This is a genomic window from Actimicrobium sp. CCI2.3, from assembly GCF_035019065.1.
In the GTDB taxonomy this organism is placed as follows: Bacteria; Pseudomonadota; Gammaproteobacteria; order Burkholderiales; family Burkholderiaceae_D; genus Actimicrobium.
Genome location: NZ_JASJWR010000029.1, coordinates 12,920 through 33,875, shown reverse-complemented (window position 1 = coordinate 33,875; position 20,956 = coordinate 12,920). Strand labels below are relative to the sequence as shown.

Below are 20,956 nucleotides of genomic sequence, written 5' to 3'. Positions count from 1 at the left end.
CCCACCCTCGCGACAAGCGACAAGTCCGTCCTTAAGTGCGCTGTCGCACAGCCCGGTCTGTCACCCCGCGCTAGCCTTCCTCCGATATCGACGCGCTTCATACGCGCCTCTCCCCCGAACACCCTCGACGCCTGCATGTCCCGACCCGCCTCGTGCGCCAGCACTGCCGCAAGCAGTCTTGCGCCCGTCGTGCACGCATCAGGAGTCGCTTTCCAGAAAGAGAAGTCCGACCTTGATGAATGCACTGCGCAAACTGCTGTTCGATCTGGCACCTGCGATGGCGACGCTACGACCTGCCGATGTGGCCAGCGCCACGACTGACGATGAACCGCCGTTGCGGGCCGAACTCTACGGTGCAGCGCAAATGGAACAGCATGGTGCCGTCCTGGCGGCCTCGCACAGCATCAGTGAAGAACCGGGGGTCGACCAGTTGCTGGCGCGGCTGGCCAGCAATGAAACCACCATCATCGGTGCCTGCAACCTGCTCACGGCAGCAGTCCGCGAGAACCGCCAGATCACGCCTGCGGCCGAATGGTTGCTGGATAATTTTTACCTGATCGAGGAGCAGATACGTACCGCCAAGCGTCATCTGCCAAAGCCCTACAGCAAGCAGTTGCCACGTCTCGCCACCGGCCCCTCGGCCGGCTGGCCGCGCGTCTATGACCTCGCGCTGGAGACCATTGCCCATGGCGACGGCCGGGTTGATCCGGAAAGCCTGCGGCTGTTTATCGCGGCCTACCAGAGCGTGCTGCCCCTCAAACTGGGCGAACTCTGGGCGATCCCGATCATGCTGCGCCTGGCCTTGATCGACAACCTGCGTCGCGTCGCCGCGCGACTCGACGTCAGCTTGCTCAACCGCACACTGGCCAATAACTGGGCCGACCGCATGACCGAGACCGCCGACAAGCAGCCCGGCGATCTGATCCTCGTCGTGGCCGACATGGCCCGTTCCGCCCAGCCTCTGGTGCCGTCATTCGTGGCCGAACTGTCGCGCCGGCTGCAGGGCCAGAGTCCGGCGCTGGCGCTGCCGCTGGCGTGGATCGCGCAACGGTTGTCGGAGTGCGGCGAAACCATCGAGCACCTGGTGCAGGTCGATACGCGGCACCAGGCGCGCGACCAGGTCTCGATGAGCAACAGTATTGGCAGCCTGCGCTTTCTCGGCGCGATGGACTGGCGCGATTTTGTCGAGACGCTCAGCGCCGTCGAGGCAACGCTGCAGCAAGACCCCCACCAGAGCTACCGGGCGATGGACTTTGCGACGCGTGATGGCTACCGACACATCGTCGAGCAACTCGCCCGTGGCACCGCGCTATCCGAGCAGGACGTCGCTGCCCGTGCCATCGCACTGGCGCAGCAAGCCGTCATCCTCCATGGTGCCGACCACCGCAATGCTCATGTCGGCACCTATCTGTTCGGTCCCGGCCTGGCGACGCTGGAACGCGATATCGGCTTGCGCCGCACACTCCCGCAAGCACTACGACACATCGTCAAGTGCTGGCCGCTGAGCTGCTACCTTGGCGCGATGCTGGTCCTGCTGGCACTGACCTGTACCGCCATCGTGCTGCAAACCGGCGACGTGCCCCGCTGGACACTCATCCTCATCATCATTCTGGCTGCGCAGAGCAGCAGCCAGCTTGCGCTGGGACTGGTGAACTGGCTGGCAACGATGCTGGCGATACCGCAACCGCTGCCCCGGCTGGATTTTTCAGCGGGCATACCGGCCGATGCGCGGGCGCTGGTCGTGGTGCCGACGATGCTGTATTCCATCGCCAATATCGACAGCCTGGGCGAAGCCCTCGAAGTGCGCTACCTGGCCAATCGCGATCCGCATCTGCGCTTTTGCCTGCTGACCGATCTGCCGGACGCCGCCAGCGAACGCCTGCCCGGTGATGCCGCGCTGATCGCCTATGCCGCCGATACCATCGCCGCACTGAACCGCCAATACGCGGATCAGTCCGGTAGTCCGTTCATACTGCTGCACCGGCCGCGTCGCTGGAATTCGAATGAACAGCTCTGGATGGGATACGAGCGCAAGCGCGGCAAGCTGGGCGACCTGAACCATTTTCTGCGCGGCGGTGCCGAAGGCGCGTTCTCGTGCATCGTCGGCAATACCGAACCGCTGCAGCAAGTGCGCTACGTGATCACGCTCGATACCGACACGCTGCTACCGCGTGATGCGGCCCGCCAGTTCATCTCCACGCTGGCGCACCCGCTAAACCGCGCCAGCTACGACCCGCGCCTGCAACGGGTCACCGAAGGCTATGGCATCCTGCAGCCACGCGTGACCTCCAGCCTGCCCGGCATCCACGCATCGCTCTACGAAAAACTCTGCACCGGCGTTCCCGGCATCGATCCGTACACACGTGCTGTGTCGGATGTCTATCAGGATGTATTTCACGAAGGTTCATTCATCGGCAAAGGCATCTACGACGTCGATGCCTTCGAGCAAGCGCTCGACGGTCGGCTGCCCGACAACCAGATCCTCAGCCACGACCTGCTTGAAGGCTGCTATGCCCGCGCGGGCCTGATCAGTGACGCCCAACTGCACGAAGAATATCCATCGCGCTACAGCGATGACGTCAAGCGCCGCCATCGCTGGATACGCGGCGACTGGCAATTGCTGGGATGGCTGTTGCCGAGCGTGCCCGGACCGACGACCGCAACCGGCACGCGTTCACCGCGTCAGCGCAATCCGCTGTCGGCACTGGCACGCTGGAAAATACTCGACAACTTGCGTCGCAGCCTGGAGGCACCGGCACTGACGGCGCTGTTGCTGGTCGGCTGGACGCTACGCGATGGCGGCTGGTTCTGGACACTGGTGGCCCTGCTGATCGTGCTGACACCAAGCTGCATCGCCGTACTGATCACCCTGCTGCGCAAGCCGGCCGAAGTGGTGCTGATCCAGCATCTCAACGAAGTTGGCCGCAGTGCCGGTCAGCACCTCGCCCACAGCGCCCTGCAACTTACTTTCCTGGCGCACGAAGCGGCCTACAGTCTCGATGCGATTGGCCGTACGCTGTGGCGCATGCTGATATCAAAACGCCGTCTGCTCGAATGGCAGCCCTCGGGGAGCGTGGTGGACCGCAAAGGCGCTAGCCTGCGCGAGAGCTGGCGCGCGATGTGGATAGCACCGGCACTGGCCCTGGCGATGGCCGTCTGGCTGCTGGCGGTGCAACCGATGTCGCTGATATTGGCTGCGCCGCTGCTGTTGCTCTGGTTGATGTCGCCGACCATCGCCTGGTGGATCAGCCGGCCGCAACAACCTCGCACGGCCACACTGACGACAGAACAGAACGCTTACCTGCGCCAATTAGCACGCAAGACCTGGCGCTTTTTCGAGACCTACGTCGGTCCCGATGATCACTGGCTACCACCTGACAACGTGCAGGAGCAGCCCGTCGCCGTAATCGCGCGGCGCACCTCGCCAACCAATATCGGCCTGTCGCTGCTGGCCAACCTGGCCGCCTGGGACTTCGGTTACCTGACACTGGGCCGGCTGCTCGAACGCACCGGCAACACGCTGCGCACGATGGATTTGCTGGAACGCTACCGGGGCCATTTCTATAACTGGTACGACACGCAAGAACTCAAGCCGCTCGCGCCGACGTATGTCTCCAGCGTCGACAGCGGCAACCTGTCCGGCCATTTGCTGACGCTGCGTCCCGGCCTGCTGATGCTGGTTGACGCGCCTATCCTGCCACCGCAAAGTATCGATGGCCTGGCCGATACGCTGGCAAGCCTGGTGGCTTGTGGCGACGCGACCGTGCTGGCACCGCTGGCCACTTTGCGCGCTCAGATCGAACAGGCAGCCGGCACTCCCCCGGTCAGCCTGCATGGCGCCTGCGCGATGCTCGCCGAACTGGCCAGTGAGGCGGCGGCCTTCCGGACCGGCCTGCCAGAGAGCGCCAATACCGAGCTGCACTGGTGGGCCGATGCGCTGGCCAACCAGTGCCGCGAACTGCATGATGAACTGATCGTGCTGGCACCGTGGCTGCTCATGCCGATGCTGCAGCAGCAGGCGTGCTTGCCAGCGCTGCGCAGCGCGCTCGATACCATCCCGACGCTCGCCAGCCTTGCTCGCCTGCGGGGCACACTGCAGCCGCTGCTTGATGCACAGTATGCCAGCCTGCCGGCTGAGCCCAATGAACACGATGAGCACACCTTGCGCCTGCTGCTGACGGCACTGGACCAAGGCAGTCGCTGCGCCGCCGAGCGCATCGCCGAACTCGAGCGGCTGGCCCTGCAGGCCAGCGAATTTGCCCGGGCCGATGTCGACTTCCTGGTCGATCACACCACCAAGCTGCTGGCCATCGGCTACAACGTCAGCGAGCGCCGGCGTGACGAAAGCTTCTACGACTTGCTGGCTTCCGAAGCGCGGCTGGCCACCTTCGTTGCCATCGCCCAGGGCCAGTTACCGCAGATTAGCTGGTTCGCGCTGGGTCGCCAGTTGACGATCGCTGGTGGTGATCCGATCCTGCTGTCCTGGAGCGGTTCAATGTTCGAATACCTGATGCCACTGCTGGTGATGCCTACCTTTGACAACACGCTGCTCGACCAGACCTACCGCGCTGCAGTCCAGCGCCAGATCGATTACGGCGCACAGCGCGATGTCCCGTGGGGCATCTCGGAATCCGGCTACAACACCTTCGACGCCGCGCTCAACTACCAGTACCGCGCGTTCGGCGTGCCGGGCCTGGGCCTCAAGCGCGGGCTGGGCGATGACCTCGTCGTCGCGCCCTATGCCACGATGATGGCGCTGATGGTGGCCCCCGAGGCGGCCTGCCTGAACCTGCAACGGCTCTCCGATGCCGGCTTCGAAGGTCGCTACGGCATGTTCGAAGCGATCGACTACACCGCTTCGCGACTCCCGCGCGGGCAATCCTTTGCGGTGATCCAGTCGTACATGGTGCATCACCAGGGCATGGGTTTTCTGAGCCTTGCCTATCTGCTGCGCGATCAGCCGATGCAACGCCGCTTCGCCGCCGACCCGCTCTTGCAGGCCACCATGCTGCTGCTACATGAACGCATCCCGAAAGCCTTGACCGGTTATGCCAACACGACCGAGCTCTCCGACATCCGCACCAGCGCCAGCGAGCAATCGATGCCGATGCGGGTATTCCGTCGCACCGACAGCCGCATCCCTGAAATCCAGCTGCTCTCGAATGGTCGTTATCACGTCATGATCAGCCATGCCGGCGGCAGTGAAAGCCGCTGGAAAGATCTGGCCGTGACGCGCTGGCGTGCCGACAGCACGCGCGACAACTGGGGCACCTTCTGTTATGTGCGCGATGTCGATGATGGCTATTTCTGGTCCAGCACCTACCAGCCGACGCTGACCGAACCACAGCAGTACGAAGTGATTTTTTCGGAAGGCCGGGCCGAGTTCCGCCGCACCGACCGCGACATCGACATGCATACCGAAGTGGTGGTCTCGCCCGAAGACGACATCGAGATCCGTCGCAGCAAAATCACCAACCGCTCGCACCATCGCCGCACGATCGAGGTCACCAGTTATGCCGAAGTCGTACTGGCACCGGCAGCAGCAGACGCCGCCCATCCGGCCTTCAGCAACCTGTTCGTGCAGACTGAACTGCTCAAGGAAAGCGGCGCGATCCTGTGCACGCGCCGCCCGCGTTCTCTGGGTGAACAGCTGCCATGGATGCTGCATCAGATCGTGGTGCACGGCCGCGCCGTCGGCACGGTGTCGTTCGAGACCGACCGGCTGGCATTCATCGGTCGCGGCAATACACTGAAGGCACCGGTGGCACTGACATCGCCCGTCCAGCCGCTGTCGAACAGCGCCGGCTCGGTACTCGATCCGGTGGTCGCGGTGCGCTACCAGATCACACTCGATCCCGAAGAATCGGTCATCATCGACATCGTCACCGGCGTAGTCGAGACCCGCGACGCAGCGCTCTACCTGATCGCCAAATACCGCGATCGCTACCTGGCCGACCGCGTCTTCGAGCTGGCCTGGACCCATAGTCAGGTCGTACTGCGCCAGCTCAATGCCAGCGAAACCGATGCCCAGCTGTATGGCCGGCTGGCCGGTTCCATCGTCAGCATGAACCCGGCCCTGCGCGCCGACGCCAGCGTGCTGATCAGGAACCGGCGCGGCCAGTCCGGCCTGTGGAGCCATGCGATCTCGGGCGACCTGCCCATCGTGCTGGTCCAGATCAAGGAACTGGCCAACATCGAACTGGTGCGCCAGCTGGTGCAGGCGCACGCGTACTGGCGCCTGAAAGGGTTGGCGGTCGACCTCGTCATCTGGAACGAAGACCACGCCAGCTATCACCAGCAACTGCACGAACAGATCATCGGGCTGGTTTCTTCCGGCGTCGGTACGCAAGCGATTGACCGGCCCGGTGGCATCTTCGTGCGCCAGACCGAACAGATCGCGCCGGAAGACCGCATCCTGATCAAGTCGGTGGCACGCGCCATCCTGAGCGACCAGCGTGGCACCCTGGCCGACCAGATCAACCGGCGCAACCTGCCAGAACTGCGCCTGCCGGCCCTGGTGCCGCTGCGCGCGACGGACGATGTGGCCGCGCTGCCGCCGGTGGTCGTCCCCGCGCTTGACCGGATACTCGACAATGGGCTCGGCGGCTTCAGCCCGGATGGCCGCGAATACCTGATCACCACCTCCGCCAGCCAGCGCACGCCGGCACCGTGGAGCAACGTGCTGGCCAACCCGTATTTCGGCAGCGTGATTTCCGAGAGCGGACAAGCCTACACATGGAGCGAGAACGCGCATGAGTTCCGCCTCACGCCCTGGAACAACGACCCGGTCTCGGACAGCAGCGGTGAAGCGTTTTATTTACGCGACGACGACAGCGGCGCGTTCTGGTCGCCGACGCCGCTGCCGTGTCGCGGTAGTGGCACCTACGAGACGCGGCATGGCTTCGGTTACAGCGTTTTTTCGCATCAGCAGGACGGCATCCATTCTGAACTGTGGGTCTATGTCGCGCTCGATGCGGCGATCAAGTATTCGGTGCTGAAAGTCACCAACCGCTCGGGCCGGCCGCGCCGCCTGTCGGCCACCGGCTATGTCGAATGGGTGCTGGCCGACCTGCGCGCCAAGTCGGCGATGCACATCGTCACCGAGCTTGATCCGCTGACCGGTGCCCTGTTCGCACGCAATGCGTACAACACCGAATTCGCCGAGCGCATCGCCTTCTTCGATGTCGACACGGCCCAGTGCAGCGTCACCGGCGACCGCACCGAATTCATCGGTCGTAACGGCACGCTGGAGAATCCGGCTGCACTCGGCCGGGTGCGACTATCCGGCAAGACCGGTGCCGGATTCGATCCGTGTTCGGCGATCCAGGTACCGATGGAGCTGGTCGATGGCCAGCAGCGCGAAGTCATTTTCATGCTCGGCGTGGCAGGCCGGCGCAGCGCCGATGTCAGCGACCTCGTGCAGCGTAACCGGGGCTCTGGCCCGGCCCGCGCGGCCTTCGATGCGGTGCACGCGCACTGGGATCACGTGCTGGGCGCAGTGCAGATCGACACACCTGATCCGGCCGTCAATGTGCTGGCCAACGGCTGGCTGATGTACCAGACCATTGCGTGCCGGCTGTGGGCCCGCAGCGGGTATTACCAGTCGGGCGGCGCGTACGGTTTCCGCGACCAGTTGCAGGATGCGATGGCCCTGATCCACACCGAACCGCACCTGCTGCGCGAACAGCTGCTGCGCTGCGCCGCGCACCAGTTCGTCGAAGGCGACGTCCAGCACTGGTGGCATCCGCCGGCCGATCGCGGTGTGCGCACGCATTGCTCGGACGATTACCTGTGGCTGCCGCTGGCGACCCATCGCTACGTCATGGCCAGCGGAGACCATGGCGTGCTCAACGAAGTCACGCACTTCCTCGAAGGGCGGCCGGTCGCTACCGGCGAGGACTCGTATTACGACTTGCCGCAACGCTCCGGTGAAACCGCCAGCCTGTACCAGCATTGCGTGCGTGCCATCGAACATGGCTGGCGCTTTGGCAGCCACGGCTTGCCGCTGATCGGCTCGTGCGACTGGAACGATGGCATGGACAAGGTCGGCGAACACGGCAAAGGCGAAAGCGTGTGGCTGGCGTTCTTTCTGCTCGACGTATTGCAGCGCTTTGCCGAGGTCGCCACCCTGGTCGACGACCTGCCGTTCGCCACGCGCTGCCTTGAACAGGCGGCGCTGTTGCGCACCAATGTCGAAGCCCACGCCTGGGATGGCGACTGGTACCGGCGCGCGTATTTTGATGACGGCACGCCGCTCGGCTCGGCCAGCAACGACGAATGCCAGATTGACTCGATCTCGCAAAGCTGGGCCGTGTTGTCCGGTGCCGCCGACCCAACCCGTGCGGCCCACGCGATGGAACAGGTCAACCAGCGACTGGTGCGACGCGACGCGGCGTTGATACAGCTACTCGATCCGCCATTCAGCACCTCCGACCTGAATCCCGGCTACATCCGTGGCTACGTTCCCGGCGTACGCGAAAACGGCGGCCAGTACACCCACGCGGCAATCTGGACCGCGATGGCGTTTGCCAAACTCGGCGACGGCGCGCGCGCCTGGGAATTGCTCGACATGATCAACCCGGTCAACCATGCGCGTACCGCCGAGGAGGTGGCGCTGTACAAGGTCGAACCGTACGTGGTCGCCGCCGATGTCTATGCCGTATCGCCGCATGTCGGACGCGGCGGCTGGACCTGGTACACCGGCTCGTCAGGCTGGATGTACCGGCTGATCATCGAATCGCTGCTGGGCATCACGCTGGAAATCAATCGCCTGCATCTGGCACCGTTGCTGCCGGCGGGATGGGACACCTTCACGCTGCGCTACCGGTTTCGCGACAGCCTGTATCTGATCACGGTGCGTCGCGGGACGGTGGCGGGATTGACGGTGGATGGCGTGGTGCAGGATGGGGTGACGGTGGGGATGGTTAATGATGGGCGGGAGCATCGGGTGGTGCTGGTGGTGGAGTGATATTTTGCGAGCCATGCAATAGCCGCAGGGCGTTGCACCGGATGCGCTAGCTCTCTTGGCGTCGATCGGTGGTGCGCTCGGTGCAATGCCCGTTGGTTATTGCACCCTACGGGAGGCCGTGGATATTTTCGTGATGATGCAGCCGGCTTCACCAAAATCGTAGGGTGCAATAACCGCAGGGCATTGCACCGAACGGCCAACCAACGCCGGGAGTAAGTTGTGCAGCGCTGACGTTCGCTCATCGACTTTGCGCTCCATAATTCGCAAGCAGTATCCGTGTCACTCCACAGTCAGTGACACCTGCTTGCCAAACAAGCCGTCTACTTTGCGGGACTCGCGCTGATAAAAGGTAAAGGTACCGCCGAACTCATCATGGTCGGCAACCTGCCATCCCACTTTTCAATGGCCTTCGCCTGATTCTCGTTTTCACGCAGGCGAAGTAGCTCTGGCGTGACCTGCGCGCGCTGGAGTGCCAGCGAGTCAGCTTCTGCACGGGCCCGCGAAATTTTCTGCCGCCCTTCCACGTCGATCCGCTGAAGATCACGCTCGGCTTTCATCTTGAGCTGATCAGCGGTTGTCTTCGCTTCAATCGCTTCATTAAAAGTCCGGCTGAAATTGAAGTTGACGATGGAAAATTCATCCACGATCAGTCCGTGCCTGGTCATACGTTCCTTGAGCGCCGACACAATGTTGTCACGCACCTCGGATCGTCTTGAAATCAGCTCTTCGGCTGTGAATCTCGCTGTCACCGCTTTGACGGCCTCTTGTACGCTCGGAATAATGATGCGCTCGCCAGGTTCATTACCCAGATCACGAAAGACCGAGACAACCGCATCCGGCCGCACGTGATAATTGATCGCCACCTTGGTATGCACCGTTTGCAGGTCCTTCGACGCGGCATCACCATCCCCTTCGCCTTTTTTGATCGCGACGGAAACAAGATGCATGGTCTGAGCAATGGGCCAGCGCCAATGTATCCCTTCCGAAAACACCTCCTCTGACGGGCGGCCAAAGGTCGTCATGACACCGCGATTGCCCGCCGGAACAGTAGCAAACGGCGCAATGAAAGACACCATTACCAAACCAATCACGACAGCGGCAATCTTCGCCAATAGATGCATACGACGGGACTCCATTTCCATTTTTTTCCCCTATAAAGACTTATTAATGTCTGCGTACCTGGTTTCAAAGCCCACAGTCAAACCTCACAATACGTCAACCTTTTTGGCCCCATTGTTCTTGCAGATGTCGTCTGCATGGACGCCATCTCACCATCGTGAAATGCAACCAAAGGGTCCTCGAAAAGCGTTATGTAGATTGACGACCCGTTCCTGGAAAACGGAGATTGAGCTTACCACCGTAGGTACCAATCTTATTACTTTTAGTTTTTGCTCTGTCAGCAATCCGTATCAAGCTGCAAACCCACCTGTCCAACAAAATTCACTTGCCCAATCTGTGATAAAACCTCGCCACACTATCTACTCACACCACCTCACATGAAAATCGCCACCTGGAACGTCAACTCCCTCAAAGTCCGCCTGCCGCAAGTTCTGCAATGGCTGGCCGACAACCCCATTGATGTGCTGTGCCTGCAAGAGACCAAGACCATCGATGAAAAATTTCCGCAGGCCGAGATCGAGGCAGCCGGTTATCACGTTGCGTTCAGCGGCCAGAAAACCTATAACGGCGTGGCCATCCTGTCGAAGCAACCGATGACCGACGTGGTGCGCAACAACCCGCATTTTGCCGACGAGCAGCAGCGCCTGATCGCCGCAACCATTGATGGCGTGCGCGTGATCTGCGCGTATATCCCGAACGGACAGTCGCCGGATTCCGACAAGTACCAGTACAAATTGCGCTGGCTCGATGGCTTGCAGCAGTGGCTGGAACTGGAGATGGCGGCGCATCCGAAATTTGCTCTGCTCGGCGATTACAACATCGCGCCGGAAGACCGCGACGTCCACGATCCGGCCGCATGGGTCGGGCAGATCCTGGTGTCGGAGCCGGAACGGGCCGCCTTCCAGCGCATGATCGCGCTGGAGCTGACGGATGCGTTCCGGCTGTTCGAGCAGGCCGATAAATTGTTCAGCTGGTGGGATTACCGGCAGATGGGGTTCCGCCGCAATGCCGGCATGCGCATCGACCATATCTTGCTGTCGAAGGAACTGGCGGCGGCGTGCACGTCCTGCGTGATCGACAAGGTACCGCGCAAATGGGAGCAGCCTTCGGATCACACGCCGGTGGTGGCGACGATTGAGTTGGGCTGATTGGTGGCTCTGATGGCTGCACGTTGCCGTGGATTTACTGGCGAGTTGGGGCCGAGATGCCTCAGGGTTATTCCAACGTGATAAAGACAGATCATTTGTTTCTCGAACAATGCAGTCTTTTTGTATCCCATTTTTTTATCGTTGAATAATACTTTGTTTTGCAGGGAGAGAATAGGATTCTTAGACGGCTTCATCCTTGGAAAACTGAACAGGTTCCAAAGGAGCCTTACGGAAAATATTTCTCCGACCCTTCTTTTTCATCGAAACAATTTTTTTGTCTACTACGCTAAAGCCGGAGCAACGCACGCAGCAATGCACGCGTTGCTCCGGCATTCGTGGTTACGGCTTTGCGGGTGGCATAGGCATCGGCGCTGCCGCTGCCTTATCTCCACGCATCATGCGGTGGTGCTTCTTGCCGTGATGTTTTTTACCATCGTGCATTTTGTCGTGCTGCATGTCGCCGTGGTGTTTACCGTCGTTCATCATCGCCCCGGACGCAGGTGCCGATGCCTGGTGGCCGAGTGCCTGCGCACGCTGCTCGATGGCGGCGATCTTTGCCGGGTCGGTGCTCTCGGTGATTCCGCTGGAGCTCTGAGCGTTGGCGGTTCCGGCAAGGCCGGCGAGGGTCATCAGGATGACAAGGGAAAGTTTGTTCATGTGTTCTCCGTAAGCTGAATGGGTCAGTAGTGCTTGAGAAAGGCCAGCGGCGCGGATAGCCGGGCCGTGGCCCAACCGCCAGTATGACGGGCACCACGCACGTCAGTCCCGATATTGCGCAAGTTGCGGCACTTAATCGCTCGCTTATGTGCGGCGACTCACTTACCCGGCGGTCAACGCCGTAGAGCGACTTAGACCAGTGGCTTTTTTCCAACCAGTTGCTTCTCGAACGCGGCATCGTTTTTTGTCATGCGACGTGGAATCTGCGGGCCGAAGGTATTGACGAATGCCACGAACGCGTCGAGTTCAAGCAAGTCGGACAAGCGCGACGCCGGGTCCGCAGCCGGCCCAAGCAGCAGACAAAACAGGCCGGCGGAGGTACGCATCATCGCGTAATCGGGATTGCCGCTGCGCGCTTTCAGGCGTTCGACGGCGGCAGTGGCGCGGGTTGATCTCAAGGGAACTCCGGGGTGCGGTGATGGGGGCACCATTCTGGCATAGGGTGAGCGGGAAGGTGACGCGGGGGCATCAGCGTACTTGCAATGGCGGATCGCTTGCACGACAATCGCTTGTATGAAAGCGATTAAACCAATTAACCGATCAAATACGAGCGCCAAACTCGGAGCACTGCCGCAGCCATTACCTGTCCGCCGCGCCCTCGTCGAGTTCGGCCACGATCTCGCTCTCGCCCGCCGCCGCCGGCGCTATTCACAAGTCTCGATGGCGGAACGTGTCGGCATTTCGGTGGCGACATTGCGCCGTCTGGAAAAAGGCGATGGCACCGTAGCATGGGGCACCGTTGTGCGCGCCATGCAAGTGATGGGCGAACTGACCAGGATCACTACGCTGCTCGATACCGGAGAGGACGAACTGGGACTGGCACTGATGGACCAGCAACTGCCGCAACGCATCCGCAGCAAGAAAACCGGTCCGGAAAGTGGCGGCTTATGAGTGCGGCGATGGTCAGGAACGCCGTGGTACACACAGGCGCAGGTTCTCATTTGTATCGGGGTAATGCTCTACATAGTTACCCCATTTGGTAAAGACTGTGCACTTAGTCTCTTGATCAACAACGAGACGCACTATGCACACTAGGAGCCTGTCGGACTTAGGGAGAATCGGCTGCAAAAATACCTGGACGGTCCATATTTCACCACTTTCTTGGCCAATAGCTCGCTATTGGCACTGCGAAACCGGCAAAATCTGTCCTCGCCCAGCTATTTTTTCGCTTCGATTCCCTAAGTCCGACAGGCTCCTAGGCAAGCCATCCGCAATGCACTTTACCCCGGCACCCGCACCATCCCCTCCATCAGCACCCGCGCACTACGACTCATGATCGCCTTCGCGACGCGCCACACGCCATCGACCTGACTGGCTTCCGCACCGACCCGCAAGGTGCCTGACGGATGGCCGAAGCGCACTGCATTGCGCGCCCCGCCACCCGCTGCCAGATTGACCAGCGTGCCCGGAATCGCTGCCGCCGTACCGATGGCGACTGCTGCCGTGCCCATCATCGCGTGATGCAACTGCCCCATCGACAGCGCGCGCACCAGTAAGTCGATGTCAGCTACTGCAACCGCTTTGCCGCTCGACGACACATAGGCCGCCGGCTTCGCCACGAATGCCACCTTCGGCGTGTGCTGGCGCTTGGCCGCATCGTCGATGTGCTGGATCAGGCCCATGCGCACAGCACCGTAGGCGCGGATGGTCTCGAACATGGCCAGCGCCTTGGCGTCGCCATTGATCGCGCCCTGCAGTTCGGTGCCGGTGTAGCCGAGCGCGTCGGCATTGACAAAAATGGTGGGAATGCCGGCGTTGATCATCGTCACTGTGAACGTGCCGAAGCCGGGCACTTCCAGTTGATCAATCACGTTCCCGGTCGGGAACATCGCGCCGCTACCGCCTTCTTCGTCGGCGGCCGGGTCCATGAATTCGAGCTGCACTTCGGCTGCCGGAAAGGTCACGCCATCGAGTTCAAAGTCACCGGTTTCCTGCACTTCGCCGTTAGTGACGGGCACGTGCGCGATGATGCTCTTGCCGATATTGGCTTGCCAGATGCGGACGATGGCGATGCCGTCCCGGGGCACACGACTCGCATGCACCAAGCCGCTGCTGATCGCGAACGCGCCGACAGCGGCTGACAGGTTGCCGCAGTTGCCGCTCCAGTCAACAAAGGCCTTGTCGATGGCGACCTGACCGAACAGGTAATCGACATCATGTTCGGGCTTGCTGCTCTTGGACAGGATGACGGTTTTGCTGGTGCTGGACGTGGCCGCACCCATGCCGTCGATCTGCTTGCCGTACGGGTCGGGACTGCCGATGACGCGCAGCAGCAGCGCATCGCGTGCCGCGCCGGGGACCTGGGCGGCAACCGGCAAATCCTGCAAACGGAAGAACACGCCTTTGCTGGTGCCGCCACGCATGTAGGTGGCAGCAATCTTGATCTGGGGTGGGTAATACATGAATGGTTCTCCTAAAAAATAACGGGGTGGCACAGTGCTGCGCCACCCCGCGAGGCTGATGCCGGATACGAAGGGTCAGCGCAAATTACGCCGCTTTGGTCGATTCAAGAAAGTCCTGTGCGAAGCGCTGCAACACGCCGCCGGCTTCGTAAATGGCCACCTCTTCAAACGTATCGAGACGGCAGGTCACCGGCACCTCGACGCACTCGCCATTCTTGCGCGTGATGACCAGCGTCATCGTGGTACGCGGCGTACGGTCACCGATCACATCAAAAGTTTCGGTGCCGTCAATGGCCAGCGTCAGACGATTCACGCCCGCCTTGAACTCCAGCGGCAACACGCCCATGCCGACCAGATTGGTCCGGTGAATCCGCTCGAAGCCTTCGGCCGCAATCGCTTCCACACCAGCCAACCGCACGCCTTTGGCCGCCCAGTCACGCGACGAGCCCTGGCCATAGTCGGCACCGGCAATGATGATAAGCGGCTGCTTGCGTTCCATGTAGGTTTCGATCGCTTCCCACATGCGGGTGACCTGGCCTTCGGGTTCGATACGGGCCAGCGAACCGGCCTTGACTTTGCCATTCTCCAGGACCATTTCATTCTTCAGCGTCGGATTGGCAAAGGTCGCACGCTGCGCTGTGAGGTGATCGCCGCGATGCGTGGCGTACGAATTGAAGTCGACTTCCGGCAAACCCATTTTTGCCAGATACGCACCGGCTGCGCTGTCGAGCATGATCGCGTTCGAGGGCGACAAGTGGTCGGTCGTGATGTTGTCACCGAGGACCGCCAGCGGACGCATGCCCTTCAACGTACGCTCTCCTGCCAGCGCGCCTTCCCAATACGGCGGACGGCGGATGTAGGTGGTGGTCGGGCGCCAGTCATACAGCGGACTGACCTTCACGCCATCGTCGGCCTGGCGCGCGAACATCGGTGTGTAGACCTTGCGGAACTGTTCCGGCTTGACGCTGGCAGCAACGATGGCGTCGATCTCTTCATCAAGCGGCCAGATATCGGCCAGCAGTACCGGCTTGCCCTCCTGATCCAGACCGAGTACATCTTTTTCGATGTCAAACCGGATGGTGCCGGCAATCGCATAGGCCACCACCAATGGCGGCGACGCCAGGAATGCCTGCTTCGCATACGGATGAATACGACCGTCGAAATTGCGGTTGCCCGACAACACGGCGGTGGCGTACAGGTCGCGTGCAATCAGCTCCTCCTGAATCACCGGATCGAGCGCGCCGCTCATGCCGTTGCAGGTCGTGCAGGCAAAGGCGACCACACCGAAGCCGAGGGTTTCCAGTTCGGGCAACAGCTTGGCTTCTTCCAGATACAGCGCAACCGTTTTCGAGCCGGGGGCCAGCGAGCTTTTTACCCACGGCTTGCGGGTCAGGCCGCGCCGGTTGGCATTGCGTGCCAGCAGGCCGGCGGCAATCATGTTGCGCGGATTGCTGGTGTTGGTGCAACTGGTGATGGCGGCAATGATCACGGCACCATCGGGCAACAACCCCGGCTCGTTCTCGACCTTGCCGGCGATACCGCGTGCAGCCAGTTCCGAGGTCGGCACGCGCTTGTGCGGATTCGATGGTCCGGCCATGTTGCGCACGACAGTGCTGAGGTCAAAGTGCAAGACACGTTCGTACTTCACCTCGGTCAGCGTCTCGGCCCACAGGCCGGTTTCGCGCGCATAAATTTCGACCAGCTTGACCAGTTCGTCGTCGCGGCCAGTCAGCTTCAGGTACGTGATGGTTTGCGCATCGATGTAGAACATCGCTGCGGTGGAGCCGTATTCCGGTGCCATGTTTGAAATCGTGGCGCGGTCACCCAGCGTCAAGTGGGCCGCACCGGCACCGAAGAATTCGAGGTACGACGACACGACTTTGGCGTTGCGCAAGAACTCGGTCAGCGCCAGCACCGTATCGGTGGCCGTGATACCGGGCTGCGGCTTGCCGGTCAGCTCGACGCCGATGATGTCCGGCAGACGCATGTAGGAGGCGCGTCCCAGCATCACGCTTTCGGCTTCGAGGCCACCGACACCAATGGCCAGCACGCCCAGCGCATCGACCATCGGAGTATGCGAGTCGGTCCCGACCAGCGTATCCGGGAAGGCCACGTTGTCCTTGACCTGGATCACCGGGCTCATGCTTTCGAGGTTGATCTGATGCAGGATGCCATTACCTGACGGGATCACGTCGACGTTCTTGAACGCCTTCTTGGTCCAGTCGATGAAATGAAAACGGTCATCGTTACGACGGTCTTCGATGGCGCGATTTTTTTCGAACGCATCCTTGTCGAAGCCACCGAATTCCACCGCCAGCGAGTGGTCCACCACCAGCTGGGTCGGCACCACCGGATTGACCAGCGCAGGATCGCCGCCCTCGGCAGCAATCGCATCACGCAGGCCAGCCAGGTCGACCAGCGCGGTCTGACCGAGGATGTCATGGCAGACCACGCGGGCCGGGAACCACGGAAAATCCAGGTCCTGCTTGCGCTCAATGAGTTGCAACAGCGACGCCTTGAGCGTCGCCGGATCGCAGCGACGGACCAGGTTTTCGGCCAGTACACGCGAGGTGTAGGGCAGCGTGGCGTATGCGCCGGGGGTGATGGCATCGACTGCGGCGCGGGTGTCAAAATAATCGAGCTTGGTGCCCGGCAGGGGCTTGCGGTATTCGCTATTCATGGCGTCCTTTAGAGAAGGTGTGGAGGCGCTAACGCGTTCTTACTTGCGCTTGCTGATCGGCACAAAAGCCAGATCATCAGGACCGACATAGTTGGCGCTCGGGCGAATGATCTTGTTGTCGATGCGTTGCTCGATGATATGCGCGGCCCAGCCTGACGTCCGTGCGATGACGAACAGTGGCGTGAACATCGCGGTCGGCACGCCCATCATGTGGTACGACACCGCCGAGAACCAGTCGAGGTTAGGGAACATCCGCTTGGCTTCCCACATCACGGTTTCGAGACGCTCGGCGATATCGAACATCTTGGTCGAGCCTTCTTCGATCGACAGCGCTCGGGCAACATCCTTGATGACCTTGTTGCGCGGGTCCGAAACGGTATAGACCGGATGACCAAAACCGATCACGACTTCCTTGTTGTCGACGCGGCGACGGATGTCGGCTTCGGCTTCATCGGGATTGTCGTAGCGTTTCTGGATTTCAAAGGCGACTTCATTGGCACCACCATGCTTGGGTCCGCGCAACGCACCGATGCCGCCGGTGATCGCAGAGAACATGTCCGAGCCTGTGCCAGCGACCACGCGGGCAGCAAACGTCGAGGCATTGAATTCGTGTTCGGCGTACAGGATCAGCGACGTGTGCATCGCTTTTTCCCACGCTTCGGATGGCTTCTTGCCGTGCAGCAGATGCAGGAAATGCGCGCCAATAGATTCGTCTTCGGTCTGCGTTTCGATGCGTTTGCCGTTGCTGCTGTAGTGATGCCAGTACAGCAGCATCGAGCCAAGCGACGCCATCAGGCGGTCCGCGATATCGCGTGCACCCGGCGTGTTGTGATCGTCTTTTTCCGGCAGCATGCAACCCATCGCCGAGACGCCGGTGCGCATCACATCCATCGGATGCGACGACGCCGGCAACGCTTCGAGCACCAGCTTCACATTGGCAGGCAAGCCGCGCAGGGCTTTCAGTTTGGTCTTGTAAGCATGCAGTTCGGCGCTGGTCGGCAGTTTGCCGTGTACCAGCAAATGCGCGATCTCTTCAAATTCGCAGGTGTCAGCGATATCGAGAATGTCGTAGCCGCGATAGTGCAGATCATTACCGGTCTTGCCGACCGTGCACAGTGCGGTATTGCCAGCGGTGACACCGGACAATGCAACGGATTTTTTCGGCTTGAAAGCAGGTACGGATTCGGTCATGGCGGGTCTCTCTTCTTGAATGATGTCTGAATTATTTTTTGGCGTTCTGTGCAGCGAACAGCGCGTCGAGCTTGTCTTCGTACGAGTAGTAATCGATGCGGTCGTAAAGCTCCTTGCGGGTCTGCATCGTGTCGACCACGGCTTGCTGCGAGCCGTCGCGGCGGATCGCGGTGTAGACGTTTTCGGCGGCCTTGTTCATGGCGCGGAAAGCCGACAGCGGATACAGCACCAGCCCGACATCAGCCGACTTGAGTTCATCCACGGTGAACAACGGTGTGGCACCGAACTCGGTGATATTGGCCAGCACCGGCACCTTGACGGCGGCGGCGAACTGCTTGTACATCGCCAGTTCGGTAATGGCTTCCGGGAAGATCATGTCGGCACCGGCTTCGACACAAGCGATCGCGCGTTCGAGCGCGGCGTCCAGTCCTTCGACGGCGAGTGCATCGGTACGCGCCATGATCACGAAGTTCTCATCGGTACGGGCATCGACGGCAGCCTTGATGCGATCAACCATTTCCTGCAGCGTGACGATTTCCTTGTTCGGACGATGACCGCAGCGCTTGGCGCCGACCTGGTCTTCGATGTGCATCGCAGCGGCACCGAACTTGATCATCGACTTGACGGTACGGGCTACATTGAAAGCCGACGAACCGAAGCCGGTATCGACATCGACCAGCAGCGGCAGGTCGCAGACATCGGTGATGCGGCGCACGTCGGTGAGCACATCATCAAGCGTGGTAATGCCCAGGTCCGGCAAGCCCAGCGAACCGGCTGCCACGCCGCCACCCGACAGGTAGATGGCCTTGAAGCCGGCACGTTTTGCCAGCAACGCATGATTGGCATTGATGGCACCAACGACTTGCAACGGGGATTCTTCTTGCATCGCCTTGCGGAACGCAGCACCTGCGGAATACTGGGACATGGGAGGGTCACTTTCGAGTGTGTTTCATCGGAATTGCTTGCGCCCACTAGTGCAATCGCCGTGCCACCTTGCGACGCATCGCTGCCAACCCTTGCAGTGCAACAAGGGGCGCATTCGCCTGGGCTTTTGCATTCGCCAGGAATCGTTTCAAACTGCGTTACACTCGCAACACTGAAACGCCAAGGTGAAACATGCACCGTCCCAACCTCCCTGCCTCCATTGACCCGAACGACAAGCCGGTCATCTGGACAGTCTCGATCTCGCGCCTGTTCGACCTGTTCCGCGACATCATGCTTGAGTACGGCGACGCCGCGACCATCGAACCGATCCATCTCGGCTTTGAAGATGCGGTGCGCCATATCCGCGAGCGCCTTGTGACGGAACGCTGCGACGCCGTCATCGCCGCCGGCTCGAATGCGGCCTACCTCAAAAGCCGCTTGTCGGTGCCAGTCATCATCGCCAAGGCCAGCGGCTTCGACGTCCTGCAGGCGCTGGCCCGGGCCCGCAAGATCACGCCGCGGATCGGGCTGATCAGCTACCAGCAGACGATGTCGGAGCTCACCGAGTTTCAGGCCACCTTCGGCCTCGACATCGTCCAGCGCAGCTACGTCACCGAAGAAGATGCGCGTGCGCAAATCAGCGAATTGAAAGCCGCCGGCATCCAGGCCATCGTCGGTGCCGGTCTCATCACCGACCTGGCCGAAGAAGCCGGGCTGGCCGGCGTGTTCGTCTATTCGGCGGCGTCGATCCGGCATGCGTTCGACGACGCACTCGACATCGCCCGCTTCACCCGCATCGACAGTAACCGGCGTCGCCCTGCACCGCCCGCCGACACCTTGCGCGCGCGTCACGGCCTCAATGATTTGCGCGGTGAATCGGCGGCGATGCAGCGCGCCCGGCAAGCCATCACGCTGTTCGCCCGCTCCCCGGCGACCGTGCTGATCCAGGGCGAAACCGGCACCGGCAAGGAACTGGCCGCGCAAGCCATCCACCGCGAAAGCACGCGCGCGCGCCAACCGTTTGTGGCCTTGAATTGCGGTGCGCTGGCCGAGTCGTTGCTGGAAGCAGAACTCTTCGGCCATGAAGAAGGCGCGTTCACCGGTTCACGTCGCGGCGGTCACGCGGGATTGTTTGAAGCGGCGCAGCACGGCACGCTATTTCTAGATGAAATCGGCGAGATGGCGCTGCCACTGCAAACGCGTTTATTACGCGTGCTCGAAGAACGCGAAGTCGTGCGCGTCGGCGGCACCCGGCCGATCCCGGTCGATGTACGCATCGTCAGCGCCACCCATTGCGACCTCGACTTGCGCGTGCAGGAAGGCCGCTTCCGGCCCGATCTTTTTTACCGGCTGGGCGTCTTGCGCATGACCTTGCCGCCGCTGCGCGAGCGGCCCGATGACCAGGTCGACCTGGCCGCCTGGTGCCTCAAAAATGCGCTGGCTGCGATGGGTTTACGTCCGCATGCAAACCTGCATGCAGAACTGCTGGCCTGCTCGACCCTGCTGGCCGGTTATGGCTGGCCGGGCAACGTACGTGAACTGCGCAACATGATGGAACGCGTTGCGCTGTATCTGGCAGCCGAACCGCTGCAGGCCCTGTCACCGGGATTGTTGCTGGCAGTCGCGCCGGAATTAATGCGCGCAGGAGCCGTCGCACCGATGGTGATGAGCACAGCGCCGACGGAGTCGTTGACGGAAGTGCTGGCGCGGTTTGACGGCAACCGGGAAGCGGCGGCGAAGTATCTGGGGGTCAGCAGGACGACGTTGTGGCGGAAGTTGCGGGGGCAGTGATGCATCACGATAGACA

Annotated in this window: 11 protein-coding genes; 4 read left to right on the top strand and 7 right to left on the bottom strand. The window is 61.4% G+C overall.

Features of this window, described 5'->3' with window-relative positions; genetic code table 11:
• Nucleotides 1-235: 235 nt before the first annotated feature.
• Nucleotides 236-8,968 (top strand): GH36-type glycosyl hydrolase domain-containing protein, encoded by an 8,733-nt coding sequence (locus QN370_RS15800; RefSeq protein WP_322126801.1) that lies wholly within the window; start codon nt 236-238, stop codon nt 8,966-8,968.
• Nucleotides 8,969-9,288: 320 nt separating this feature from the next.
• Here QN370_RS15800 and QN370_RS15795 read toward each other — a convergent pair whose 3' ends face one another.
• On the bottom strand, nt 9,289-10,110 hold the full coding sequence (locus QN370_RS15795; protein WP_322126800.1) for a prohibitin family protein: 822 nt from the start codon (nt 10,108-10,110) through the stop codon (nt 9,289-9,291).
• A 354-nt stretch (nt 10,111-10,464) separates the two neighbouring features.
• Here QN370_RS15795 and xth point away from each other — a divergent pair, with 354 nt between their 5' ends.
• Nucleotides 10,465-11,235 carry an exodeoxyribonuclease III gene (gene xth, locus QN370_RS15790; protein ID WP_322126799.1) on the top strand — a complete coding sequence of 257 codons (771 nt, stop codon included), beginning with the start codon at nt 10,465-10,467 and terminating at the stop codon, nt 11,233-11,235.
• Nucleotides 11,236-11,574: 339 nt separating this feature from the next.
• Here the strand turns inward: xth and QN370_RS15785 are convergent, their stop codons facing one another.
• Nucleotides 11,575-11,892, bottom strand: coding sequence for a hypothetical protein (locus QN370_RS15785; protein ID WP_322126798.1), 318 nt, complete (start codon nt 11,890-11,892; stop codon nt 11,575-11,577).
• A 191-nt stretch (nt 11,893-12,083) separates the two neighbouring features.
• Nucleotides 12,084-12,350 carry a hypothetical protein gene (locus tag QN370_RS15780; RefSeq protein ID WP_322126797.1) on the bottom strand — a complete coding sequence of 89 codons (267 nt, stop codon included), beginning with the start codon at nt 12,348-12,350 and terminating at the stop codon, nt 12,084-12,086.
• Nucleotides 12,351-12,465: 115 nt separating this feature from the next.
• Between QN370_RS15780 and QN370_RS15775 the strand changes: the two genes are divergently transcribed.
• Nucleotides 12,466-12,843, top strand: coding sequence for a helix-turn-helix transcriptional regulator (locus tag QN370_RS15775; RefSeq protein WP_322126796.1), 378 nt, complete (start codon nt 12,466-12,468; stop codon nt 12,841-12,843).
• A 329-nt stretch (nt 12,844-13,172) separates the two neighbouring features.
• On the opposite strand, the gene prpF is transcribed toward QN370_RS15775, so the two are convergent.
• The 4 genes from prpF to prpB all read right to left on the bottom strand — a co-directional run bounded on the left by prpF (nt 13,173) and on the right by prpB (nt 19,150).
• Nucleotides 13,173-14,354 (bottom strand): 2-methylaconitate cis-trans isomerase PrpF, encoded by a 1,182-nt coding sequence (prpF, locus tag QN370_RS15770; protein WP_322126795.1) that lies wholly within the window; start codon nt 14,352-14,354, stop codon nt 13,173-13,175.
• 85 nt (nt 14,355-14,439) lie between these two features.
• Nucleotides 14,440-17,034, bottom strand: a complete 2,595-nt coding sequence (gene acnD / locus QN370_RS15765) for a Fe/S-dependent 2-methylisocitrate dehydratase AcnD (protein WP_322126794.1) — start codon at nt 17,032-17,034, stop codon at nt 14,440-14,442.
• Nucleotides 17,035-17,073: 39 nt separating this feature from the next.
• Nucleotides 17,074-18,225: a 2-methylcitrate synthase gene (prpC, locus tag QN370_RS15760; protein ID WP_322126793.1), complete on the bottom strand. Its 1,152-nt coding sequence runs from the start codon at nt 18,223-18,225 to the stop codon at nt 17,074-17,076.
• A 31-nt stretch (nt 18,226-18,256) separates the two neighbouring features.
• Nucleotides 18,257-19,150 carry a methylisocitrate lyase gene (gene prpB / locus QN370_RS15755; protein WP_322126792.1) on the bottom strand — a complete coding sequence of 298 codons (894 nt, stop codon included), beginning with the start codon at nt 19,148-19,150 and terminating at the stop codon, nt 18,257-18,259.
• Nucleotides 19,151-19,341: 191 nt separating this feature from the next.
• Here prpB and prpR point away from each other — a divergent pair, with 191 nt between their 5' ends.
• Nucleotides 19,342-20,940: a propionate catabolism operon regulatory protein PrpR gene (gene prpR, locus QN370_RS15750; RefSeq protein WP_322126791.1), complete on the top strand. Its 1,599-nt coding sequence runs from the start codon at nt 19,342-19,344 to the stop codon at nt 20,938-20,940.
• Nucleotides 20,941-20,956 lie beyond the last annotated feature (16 nt).

Bases quoted from the DNA above. Each gene is read 5' to 3' on its own strand.
- prpF (WP_322126795.1), bottom strand. From the start codon at position 14,354: ATGTATTACCCACCCCAGATCAAGATTGCTGCCACCTACATGCGTGGC.
- prpB (WP_322126792.1), bottom strand. From the start codon at position 19,150: ATGTCCCAGTATTCCGCAGGTGCTGCGTTCCGCAAGGCGATGCAAGAA.
- prpR (WP_322126791.1), top strand. From the start codon at position 19,342: ATGCACCGTCCCAACCTCCCTGCCTCCATTGACCCGAACGACAAGCCG.
- QN370_RS15785 (WP_322126798.1), bottom strand. From the start codon at position 11,892: ATGAACAAACTTTCCCTTGTCATCCTGATGACCCTCGCCGGCCTTGCC.
- QN370_RS15775 (WP_322126796.1), top strand. From the start codon at position 12,466: ATGAAAGCGATTAAACCAATTAACCGATCAAATACGAGCGCCAAACTC.
- prpC (WP_322126793.1), bottom strand. From the start codon at position 18,225: ATGACCGAATCCGTACCTGCTTTCAAGCCGAAAAAATCCGTTGCATTG.
- QN370_RS15795 (WP_322126800.1), bottom strand. From the start codon at position 10,110: ATGGAAATGGAGTCCCGTCGTATGCATCTATTGGCGAAGATTGCCGCT.
- acnD (WP_322126794.1), bottom strand. From the start codon at position 17,034: ATGAATAGCGAATACCGCAAGCCCCTGCCGGGCACCAAGCTCGATTAT.
- xth (WP_322126799.1), top strand. From the start codon at position 10,465: ATGAAAATCGCCACCTGGAACGTCAACTCCCTCAAAGTCCGCCTGCCG.
- QN370_RS15800 (WP_322126801.1), top strand. From the start codon at position 236: ATGAATGCACTGCGCAAACTGCTGTTCGATCTGGCACCTGCGATGGCG.